We start from the raw sequence: 9,974 nt of genomic DNA, 5'->3' as shown, positions 1-9,974 counted from the left end.
CGCTGCCGCCGAAGGCGAAGATCACCGCGTTGGTGTGCAGCGGGCGCAGGCGGCCGTAGCTGAGCCAGGCGGTGTCGAAATTCAACTGAGGCCAAATCAGCTGCGCGGCGAGAAAAACGCCCACAGCCATGCCGACAATGCCCCAGACCACCGTCATGAGCGCGAACTGCCTCACGATCCTGTAGTTGAAGGTGTCGGCCTTGCTTGCGATTGCGGCGCAATCGTTCATCACCCTTCCCCCAAAACAAAAAGAAACAAGTAGCTCCAGGTTTCAATGATGGGGGGTCGGGAGTGAACCGGGGTTGATGTGCGTCAAACCCTGTTAGGCGCGCGGGGGAACCCGCTGTGGCGGCGCAACGTCCATGGCGCGGCGATGGCCGCGCCTGGGCCTGGCAACCGGTTTGCGGCCGCCATCGGCAAGGTTTCGGGTGGAAGGCGCTAGCCGCGCGAGGCCGGACCGCTGTCGTCGTCGCGCAGGATGGCGATGCCGGCGTTGTCGGTGTCGTCGTACTGGCCGTTGAATACCGCCCACCACAGCGACACGCCGATGGCCAGCACGAACAGCAGCGACAAGGGCAGCAGCAGGTAGAGGATGGTCATGGCGCGGCCCCCAGCGCATCGCCGGGCGCCTGGCTGCCCGACCAATCGTGGCGCGACAGCCGCCACGAGTTGTACGCCACCGCCAGCGACGACACCAGCATGGTGATGGCCGCCAGCCAGGGCGTGACCCAGCCCACCAGCGCCAGCGGCGTCATCAGCAGGTGCCAGACCAGTGAACCGTGCAGGTTCTGGCGCGCCTTGCGTTGCGCCGCGGCCAGCAGCGCGTCCAGGGCCGATTCGGGCATGGACGGCTGCGCCGCCAGCGCCGCGTGGGCCGAAGCCATGGCGGTGGGCACCGCCATCGACATGGCACAGGGGCAGCTCATCACCAGCAGCGCCACCATCACCGGGATGCTGTGGGCCGGGTCGATATCGGCCCAGACCACCGCCGCGCCCAATGCCAGCGCCACCTGCGCCATGACGAAGCGCGACGCCAGCCGGTCGGCGCCGGCCCCCAGCACCAGGCGCTGGGCCTCGACCCGGGCGTGCCGCTGGCCCCCGGCGATGCCGCCGAACGACTGGCGCGCGCACAGTTCCAGGTAGCGCGCCGTCAGCAGGAAGGCGACGAACATGGTGACCGAATCGAAATAGACCTCGCCGCGGCCGGTATAGGTGGCATGCACGCTGGGCAGGAACGCGGCCACGATGCCCAGCGCCACCGGCACGTCCATGCCGGCGCGCCCCTGGCGCAGGTTGGCGCCGGCGTGGCGCCAGATCGGCCAGGCCGAATACAGCACCACCGGCACCGTCAGCGCCAGGCTGGCCCAGTTCATCAGCACGATGGCCCAGTCGAGCGTATCCAGCGCGTCCTTGGGGATGCCCTCGTGGCGCAGGTAGCCGGGCCAAGCGAACATCATCACCTGCATCATCGCCAGCCACGCCAGCGACAGGCGCACCAGCGCGTGCCGGCGCTGTTGGCGGTCGGCCTCGGGCAGGGACGGGGGAACGGCGAAGATGGATTTGGCTCGCATGGGCCGATGCTACCCAGCGCCAGGCGCGACCGCCTTGACCTGGATCAAGGCGCTTCCGCCGCTTTGCCCGGGCGCGGCGGCGCTCAGGGCCGCTGCGCGCGCAGCACGGCCACCACCGCGCCCATCAGGGTATCGAGCTCGTCCGGCGCGATGGTCAGCGCCGGCGTCAAATACACCACATTGCCGAACGGCCGCACCCAGACGCCGGCCTCGACCAGGCGCCGCTTCAGCGCCTCGCGGTCGCGGACGCCGTCCAGTTCGACCACGCCGATGGCGCCCAGCACCCGCACATCGCGCACCCAGGGCAGTTGGCGGCAAGGCGCCAGCCCTGCCGCCAGCGCGCCCGACAAGGCCTGCGCCTGGGCCAGGCGCGGTTCGGCCTCGAACAGATCGAGCGAGGCATTCGCGGCGGCGCAGGCCATGGCATTGCCCATGAACGTGGGGCCGTGCATCAGCGCGTGCGCCGGCTCGTCCGACCAGAAGGCGTCGAACACCCGGTTGCTGGCCACGGTGGCGGCCAGCGGCAGGGTGCCGCCGGTCAGGGCCTTGGACAAGGTGATGATGTCGGGCCGCACGCCGGCCTGCTCGAACGCGAACATCGTGCCGGTGCGGCCGAAGCCGGTGAAGATCTCGTCGAAGATCAGCAACAGGCCGTGGCGGTCTGCCAGTTGGCGCAGCCGCCGCAACACCTGGGCGTCGTGCAGCAGCATGCCGCCGGCGCCCTGCACCAGCGGCTCGACCAGGATACCGGCCAGTTGCGGCCCGCGGCTTTCCAGGAAGGCGTCGAGCCGGGCCATGGCGTCTTCGTCGCGCGGCAGGTCGACAATGTCATGCTCGGCCAGCATGCCGCGAAACAGGCTGTGCATGCCCTCGTCCGGATCGCATACGGCCATGGTGCCGAAGGTGTCGCCGTGATAGCCGCCGCGGAACGCGACGAAGCGGCTGCGGCCGCGCTCGCCCTGGTTGAGCCAGAACTGCACCGCCATCTTCATGGCGACCTCCACCGCCACCGAGCCGGAATCCGTGTAGAACACCCGGTCCAGCCCCGGCCCCAGCAGGTCCGCCAGGCGCCGCGCCAGGGTCAGGGCGGGCTCGTGCGTCAGGCCGCCGAACATCACGTGCGGCATGGCCTCCAACTGCGCCCGCAGCGCCTGGGCGATGTGCGGGTGGTTGTAACCGTGGCAGGCGGTCCACCAGGACGCCACGCCGTCGATCAATTGGCGGCCGTCGGCCAGTTCCAGGCGGCTGCCATGGCTGCGCACCACCGGCAGCGGCGGCGTGGCCGTCTTCATCTGGGCGTAAGGCTGCCAGATGTGCCGCTGGCCCCGGGCCATCCAGTCAGGAGTCTGCATGTTTCACCTCCACTACAATGGCCCGCATTCTACGGCCGCGGGCCTGACGGCGCTGTTAACGGCCGCGACCCGCGGGCGCGGCGCCCCGCCGCCGTCCGCCGCAGGAAATCGTCATGTCCAAGCTGGATCCCCTCTTCTCTTCCGCCCTGGCCGAGGCCGAATCGCGCCGCGTCCGCCGCCGCCTGCGCAGCGCCACCGCCGCGCCCGCCGGCCGCATCGCGCTCGATGGCGCGCCGGCCCTGAACTTCTCCAGCAACGATTATCTGGGCCTGTCCAAGCACCCGCTGCTGATCGAGCGTTCGCGCGAATGGACCGCGCGCCACGGCAGCGGCGCGCAGGCCTCGCGGCTGGTGTGCGGCAATCTCGACCTGCACGAACAGGTCGAAGCCAAGCTGGCGCGCCTGAAAGGTACCGAGGCCGCGCTGCTGCTGGCCTCCGGCTGGCAGGCCAACGCCGCCGTGCTGCCGGCCCTGCTGCGCGCGGCCGCCAGCCAGGGCGAAGTGCAGGTCTACGCCGACAAGCTCAATCACGCCAGCCTGCACCACGGTTGCCAGGCGGCCGGCGCGCGGCAGATCCGCTTTCGCCACAACGACCTGGACCACCTCTAAAGCCTGCTGGCGGCTCGCGCCGGGCCGGCGGCCGCGCCCGCCGTGCGCTTCATCATCACCGAAAGCGTCTTCAGCATGGACGGCGACCGCACCGACGTGGCGCGGCTGGCCGCGCTGGCCGAGCGCTACCAGGCCTTCGTCTACCTGGACGAGGCCCACGCCACCGGCGTGCTGGGGCCGGGCGGCATGGGGCTGGCCGGGCTGGCGCCGGGCGGCATCGACCTGGCCATGGGGACCTTCAGCAAGGCGCTGGGCGGCTTCGGCGCCTACGTGGCCGGCTCGCGCGCGCTTTGCGACTACCTGGTCAACGCCTGTTCCGGCTTCATCTACACCACCGCCCTGCCACCGGCGGTGCTGGGCGCCATGGACGCCGCGCTCGACCTGGTGCCGACGCTGGACGCCGAACGCGCCCGGCTGGCGGCCTCGGGGCAGCGCCTGCGCGCCGCGCTGCGCAGCCTGGGCGTGGACACCGGCGGCTCTTCCACCCAGATCGTGCCCACCATCGTCGGCGACGCGGCCCGCGCCCTGGCGCTGGCGGCAACGCTGGAACAGCGCGGCCTGCTGGCCGTGGCGATCCGCCCGCCCACGGTGCCGGCTGGCACCAGCCGCCTGCGCATCGCCCTGAGCGCGGCGCATCGCGACGCCGACATCGACCAACTGATAGACGGCCTGACGGCCACGCTCGCCTGATGCCTGCCTTGGATTGCCCCATCCGCCCCACCCTGCTGTTCGTGCACGGCTGGGCCTTCGATGCCGCGTTCTGGACGCCGCTGGCCGCCGCGCTGGCCGACTGGCCCCAGGCCGTGGCCGATGCCGGCTATTTCGGCCCGGCCCACGCCCCCACGCTGGCAGGCCCGGTGCTGGCCATCGGCCACTCGTTCGGCGCGCTGCAGCTGCTTGGCGATGCGCCGCCCGGCTGCCTGGGCCTGGTGGCGATCAACGGCTTCGCCCGCTTCGGCGCGGCCGGCGATTTCCCGCAAGGCGTGCCGGCGCGCATGCTGGACCGCATGCTGAACCGGCTGGCGACCCAGCCCGAAGCGGTGCTGCGCGATTTCCGCCAGCGCTGTGGCGATACCACCGCCTTCGGCGCGCCCCGGGTCGAACCGCTGGCGCGCGACCTGCGGACCCTGCGCGACGCCGACCGGCGCCCGGCCCTGGCGACGCTGCCGATGCCGCTGCTGGCATTGGCGGGCGCGGCCGATCCGATCGCGCCCGCGCCGATGACGACCGCGGGCTTCGGCGCCACGGCCGAAATCCATTGGCGCGAGGACGGCGGCCACCTGCTGCCGCTGACCGACAGCGACTGGTGCGCGCAGCGCATCCGCGCCTTCCTGACCCGCGTGGCGCCTGCCGCATGAGCGCCGATCCGCGCAACGCCCGGGTCGGGGCGCGCTTCGGCGCCGCCGCCGCCCGCTACGACGACCACGCCCCCGCCCAACGCATCACCGCCCAGCGGCTGGCCGACGCGATCGGCCGGCTGCCGCTGCCGCCGCGCCCGCGCATCCTGGAGATCGGCTGCGGCACCGGCCTGTTGACGCAGGCCCTGGCCGCCCGGCTGGGCCCGGCGGACTGGACCGTCACCGACATTTCCCCGGCCATGCTGGCGCGGGCGCGGCAGGGGCCGGCGCTGCCCGGCACCGCCCGCTACCAGTTGCTGGATGGCGAACGTCCCGACGGCCTGCCCGGCGGCTACGACCTGATCTGTTCCAGCCTGGCGGTGCAATGGTTCGGCGACCTGAATGCCGGCCTGGGGCGCCTGGCCAGGTTATTGGCGCCCGGCGGCCACCTGGCCGTGGCCACGCTGGCCGACGGCACCTTCGCCGAATGGCGCGCCGCCCATCACGCCATCGGCCTGGCCGCGGCCACGCCGGCGTATCCGCCACCCGGCGCCATCCGTCCGGCCATGGCCGATCTGGCCGGTGGCGTGCTCAGCGAACGGCTGATACAAAACCATCCTGACGGCCTGCATTTTCTCAAGGCGCTCAAGGGCATCGGCGCCACCGCGCCGGCGCCCGGCACGGCGCCGCTGGGCCCGGCCGCGCTGCGGCGGGTACTGGCGCAGTTCGACCAACAAGGCGCCACGGTGACCTACCACCTGGCCTATGGAATGTGGAAAAACATGACTGACTCCCCCGCCCAAGGCGTATTCGTCACCGGCACCGACACCGGCATCGGCAAGACCCTGGTCTCGGCCATCCTGGCGCGCGCCTGGAACGCCGACTACTGGAAACCGGTGCAGACCGGCGTGGCCGAGGAACCGGGCGACACCGACACCGTCGCCCGCCTGGCGCAACTGCCGCCCGAGCGCCTGCATCTGCCGGCCTACGTACTGCAGGCGCCGCTGTCGCCCTGGGCCGCCGCGCCGCTGGAAGATGCGGAAATCGACGCCACCGCTATCGTGCCGCCCGCCACGGCCGCGCCGCTGATCGTCGAAGGCGCTGGCGGCCTGTATGTGCCGATCGACGACAGCCACATGATGATCGACCTGATCGCGCGCCTGGGCCTGCCGGTGGTGCTGGCCGCGCGCAGCGGCCTGGGCACCATCAACCACACCCTGCTCAGCCTGGAAGCGCTGCGCCGCCGCGCCATCCCGGTGCTGGGCGTGATCATGAGCGGCACGCTGTCGGCCGGCAATCGCGAGGCCATCGAGCGCTTCGGCAACGTGCGGGTGCTGGCCGAGATCCCGCCGCTCGAACGGGTGGACGCGGCCGCCGTCGAGGCGCTGGCGCGCAACCTGCCGCCGCTGGATGAATGCCTGGCGGCGATGCGCGCCGCGGGCTGACGGCGCCAACCGCTGGCGCCAAAAAAAGAGGGTGCCCGAAGGCACCCTGAATCCACCCTACAACAGCACTACAACTGCAAAATCAATCCCGTCCGGCTCAGGCGGCCTTCTGCTCCTTGCCGTGTTCGAACTGCGCTTCCTCGGTCGAGCCGGTCAGCGCGGTGGTCGAGGACTGGCCGCCCTCGATGGTCTGCGTGACGGCGTCGAAATAGCCAGTGCCCACTTCGCGCTGGTGCTTGACGGCGGTGAAGCCCAGCTCGGCGGCGGCGAACTCCTTCTGCTGCAGCTCGACGAAGGCACTCATCTGGCGGCGGGCGTAGCCGTGGGCCAACTCGAACATGCCGTAGTTCAGCGCGTGGAAGCCGGCCAGCGTGATGAACTGGAACTTGTAGCCCATGGCGCCCAGCTCACGCTGGAACTTGGCGATGGTGGCGTCGTCCAGGTTCTTCTTCCAGTTGAACGACGGCGAGCAGTTGTACGCCAGCAGCTTGCCCGGGAACTGGCGATGGATCGCGTCGGCGAACTTACGGGCGTATTCCAGGTTGGGCGTGGACGTTTCGCACCAGATCAGGTCGGCGTACGGCGCGTAGGCCAGGCCGCGCGAGATCGCCTGGTCGATACCGGCGCGGGTGCGGAAGAAGCCTTCCACGGTGCGCTCGCCGGTGATGAACGGGCGGTCGTTTTCGTCAACGTCGCTGGTCACCAGGTCGGCGGCGTCGGCGTCGGTGCGGGCCAGCAGCACGGTGGGCGTGCCCATCACGTCGGCCGCCAGGCGCGCCGAGACCAGCTTGGCCACGGCTTCGCGGGTCGGCACCAGCACCTTGCCGCCCATGTGGCCGCACTTCTTCACGGACGCCAACTGGTCCTCGAAGTGCACGCCGGCGGCGCCGGCCTCGATCATGGCCTTCATCAATTCAAACGCGTTCAGCACGCCGCCGAAACCGGCTTCGGCGTCGGCCACGATGGGCGCGAAGAAGTCGATGTAGCCCTCGTCGCCGGGGTTCTTGCCTTCCATCCACTGGATCTGGTCGCAGCGGGTCAGCGAATTGTTGATGCGGCGCACGACCTGCGGCACCGAGTTGGCCGGGTACAGCGACTGGTCGGGGTACATCTCGCCGGCCAGGTTGGCGTCGCCGGCCACTTGCCAGCCCGACAGGTAGATGGCCTTGAGGCCAGCCTTGACCTGCTGCATGGCCTGGTTGCCGGTCAGGGCGCCGAGCGAATTCACGAAAGGCTCGCTATGCAGTTGTTCCCACAGGCGGGTCGCACCACGACGGGCCAGGGTGTGCTCGACCGCGATGGAGCCGCGCAGGCGGATGACATCCTCGGCGCTGAAGTCGCGCTTGATGCCCTGCCAGCGGCTGTTCTCGGCCCAGTCTTTCTGCAGATTGCGGATTTCGGTTTCGCGGTTGCTCATGGTCATGCTCCTTGGTCTATGGCTGAAAAGGCAAAAAGAACTTCGTGTGCATTGCGTGAATCGTTGGAGAAAGTCTATGCCTGTGCTGCGGAGCAATGTGGTCGCGCCTCTTATATAAGAGGAAAAATATTATTGATTTAATTCAATAACTTACGCTGATCATTCCGTATTGCGAAACGCAATTGTCGTCTGTGAAATGGCATCGCGCTGCTGCGCAGCACGAACTTTCACATGCCGGGAGCGGCGTTTCATGATGTGAAAAATGACGGGCTCGGGAGCGCCTACAATGCGGTCATCGCCACGTTTTCCGACACCCCTCCATGACGCTGTCTCACGGCCCGCTGGGCCAGAGCGTGACCTACGTCTCGCAATACGACCCTTCGCTGCTGTTCCCCATCGCCCGCGCCCACAACCGCGAGGCGCTCAACCTGGCGAGCGGCCCGTTGCCGTTCACCGGGGTCGACCTGTGGAACGCCTACGAACTGTCCTGGCTCGACGCCAAGGGCAAGCCGCGGGTGGCGATGGCGACGTTCTCGGTGCCGGCCGACAGTCCCAACATCATCGAGTCCAAGTCGTTCAAGCTGTACCTGAACTCGTTCAACCAGACCCGGCTGGTCAACTCCGCCGCCCTGCGCGGCCGCCTGGAACGCGACCTGAGCGCGGCCGCCGGCGCCCCCGTGGGGCTGGACTTCATCCTGCCGCAGCGCTTCGGCGAGCTGCGGATGGGCGAACTGGACGGTATCTATATAGATAAGCTCGACATCGAGATCGACACCTACGAGCCGGCGCCCGAGCTGCTGCGCACGCGCGCCGGCGACGTGGTCGAGGAAACCCTGTGCTCGCGCCTGCTCAAGTCCAACTGCCCGGTGACCGGCCAGCCCGACTGGGCCAGCGTGCAGATCCGCTACCGGGGCAGGCCGATAGACCGCGAATCGCTGCTGCGCTACGTGATCTCGTTCCGCCAGCACGCCGAATTCCACGAGCATTGCGTCGAGCGCATCTTCACCGACATCATGCAGGCCTGCGCGCCCGAACAATTGACGGTCTACGCCCGCTACACCCGGCGCGGCGGGCTGGACATCAACCCGTGGCGCAGCAACGTCGAGACGGCGCCGCCGGCCGACGTGCGCACCGTGCGCCAGTAACGGCCGGCCCGCGCCTCCGGGCGGAGGGCGCCAGCCGCGACCCGAGCGGGCGGCGTGCGATGCGTCAATGCGCCGTGCTTTGCCGCCGCAAGTGCGCCTCCAGGAAATCGACGCACACCCGCACCTTGGCCGAGGCATTCAGGCGCGCGGGATAGACCGCCCAGATGTTGGCCTCCTGGCGGTATTGCGGCAGCACCGGCACCAGCTTGCCGGCGGCGATCAACGGGCCCACGTCCCAGGCCGAACGCAGGATGATGCCGCGCCCGTCCACCGCCCACTGCACCACCATCTCGCCATTGTTGGCCGACAGCGGGCCGCGCACCTTGACGGTGTGCTCGCGCTCGCCGCGCCGCATGCGCCAGACACCGAAGGGGTGGTCGCGTTCCTTGATCACCAGACAATCGTGCGCCGCCAGATCGTCCAGCTTGCGCGGCACGCCGCGCTCGGCCAGGTACGACGGCGCGGCGCACAGCAGCCGGTGGTTGGCGGCCAACTTGCGCGCGATCACGTGCGGCGCGATGTCGTCGCCCACGCGCACGTCCAGGTCGTAGCCCTCGGCCGCCACGTCGACCAGGCGATCGAACACCTCGAAGCGCACCTGCACCGCCGGATGGCGCGATACGAACGTCGACAGCGCCGGCGCCACTACCCGCCGCCCGAAACCGAAGCTGCTGCATATCCGCAGCAAACCGCGCGGCTCGCGGCGCGTGACGCCGACCTCCTCGACCAGGTGCTCGACGTCGTCGAGGATGCGCTGGGCCCAGTGGTAGACGCGCTCGCCCGCCTCGCTCACGACCACGCGCCGCGTGGTGCGGTGGAACAGCGGCGTGCCCAGGCTGGCTTCCAGCAGCCGGATGCGCTTTGTGACGTAGGCGGCCGACATGCCCAGGTCTTCGGCGGCACGGGAAAAGCTGGAGGCGCGCACCACCGCGTTGAACACGCGCAGGTCGGCGGGCAGCAGGTCATTATTCATGATTCGTGCATATTCATTTCACGCGATGGGCCATTGTAGATGGACTGTAGGCACGCCTACCATGGCTGCCATTCCCCGCAACGTGCCCCCTGGCGCGGCGCGGGACGCCTTTTTCCCTTCCCTTTC

General features: G+C 69.7%; 9 protein-coding genes and 1 pseudogene. 4 read left to right on the top strand and 6 right to left on the bottom strand.

Going from position 1 to position 9,974, the window contains the following annotated elements; all coding sequences use genetic code 11:
• From HV701_RS24280 to HV701_RS24265, 4 genes are all read right to left on the bottom strand, one after another.
• Window positions 1–229 (bottom strand): cbb3-type cytochrome c oxidase subunit I (locus HV701_RS24280; RefSeq protein ID WP_175135563.1); only part of this gene is annotated, 229 nt, incomplete at its 3' end.
• 209 nt (window positions 230–438) lie between these two features.
• Entirely contained in the window at window positions 439–600 is a 162-nt protein-coding gene (gene ccoS, locus HV701_RS24275; protein WP_175135562.1) for a cbb3-type cytochrome oxidase assembly protein CcoS, read from the bottom strand.
• Window positions 597–1,571: a P-type ATPase actuator domain-containing protein gene (locus HV701_RS24270; protein WP_175135561.1), complete on the bottom strand. Its 975-nt coding sequence runs from the start codon at window positions 1,569–1,571 to the stop codon at window positions 597–599. The genes ccoS and HV701_RS24270 overlap by 4 nt, the downstream gene beginning before the upstream one ends.
• Window positions 1,572–1,654: 83 nt before the next feature.
• On the bottom strand, window positions 1,655–2,923 hold the full coding sequence (locus HV701_RS24265; protein ID WP_175135560.1) for an adenosylmethionine--8-amino-7-oxononanoate transaminase: 1,269 nt from the start codon (window positions 2,921–2,923) through the stop codon (window positions 1,655–1,657).
• Between the two features lie 113 nt (window positions 2,924–3,036).
• On the opposite strand from HV701_RS24265, the pseudogene bioF reads away from it, so the two are divergent.
• From bioF to bioD, 3 genes and pseudogenes are all read left to right on the top strand, one after another.
• Window positions 3,037–4,221 (top strand): annotated as a pseudogene (bioF, locus tag HV701_RS24260) (8-amino-7-oxononanoate synthase).
• A complete protein-coding gene (locus HV701_RS24255; protein ID WP_244957934.1) occupies window positions 4,221–4,889 on the top strand; it encodes an alpha/beta fold hydrolase in 669 nt (222 codons plus the stop codon). The pseudogene bioF and the gene HV701_RS24255 overlap by 1 nt, the downstream one beginning before the upstream one ends.
• Window positions 4,886–6,313: a dethiobiotin synthase gene (bioD, locus tag HV701_RS24250; protein ID WP_175135559.1), complete on the top strand. Its 1,428-nt coding sequence runs from the start codon at window positions 4,886–4,888 to the stop codon at window positions 6,311–6,313. The genes HV701_RS24255 and bioD overlap by 4 nt, the downstream gene beginning before the upstream one ends.
• Window positions 6,314–6,410: 97 nt before the next feature.
• Here bioD and aceA read toward each other — a convergent pair whose 3' ends face one another.
• Window positions 6,411–7,730: an isocitrate lyase gene (aceA, locus tag HV701_RS24245; RefSeq protein WP_175135558.1), complete on the bottom strand. Its 1,320-nt coding sequence runs from the start codon at window positions 7,728–7,730 to the stop codon at window positions 6,411–6,413.
• 320 nt (window positions 7,731–8,050) lie between these two features.
• Between aceA and queF the strand changes: the two genes are divergently transcribed.
• Window positions 8,051–8,875, top strand: coding sequence for an NADPH-dependent 7-cyano-7-deazaguanine reductase QueF (gene queF / locus HV701_RS24240; RefSeq protein ID WP_175135557.1), 825 nt, complete (start codon window positions 8,051–8,053; stop codon window positions 8,873–8,875).
• 64 nt (window positions 8,876–8,939) lie between these two features.
• Here the strand turns inward: queF and HV701_RS24235 are convergent, their stop codons facing one another.
• The gene (locus HV701_RS24235) at window positions 8,940–9,848 is read right to left on the bottom strand and encodes a LysR substrate-binding domain-containing protein (RefSeq protein WP_175135556.1); all 909 of its coding nucleotides are present in this window, start codon (window positions 9,846–9,848) and stop codon (window positions 8,940–8,942) included.
• Window positions 9,849–9,974 lie beyond the last annotated feature (126 nt).

The sequence above is a fragment of the Achromobacter pulmonis genome (assembly GCF_902859765.1).
Classification (GTDB): domain Bacteria; phylum Pseudomonadota; class Gammaproteobacteria; order Burkholderiales; family Burkholderiaceae_B; genus Achromobacter; species Achromobacter pulmonis.
The sequence above is the reverse complement of the archived record's forward strand: the minus strand, read 5'-3'. Positions and strand labels throughout refer to the sequence as shown.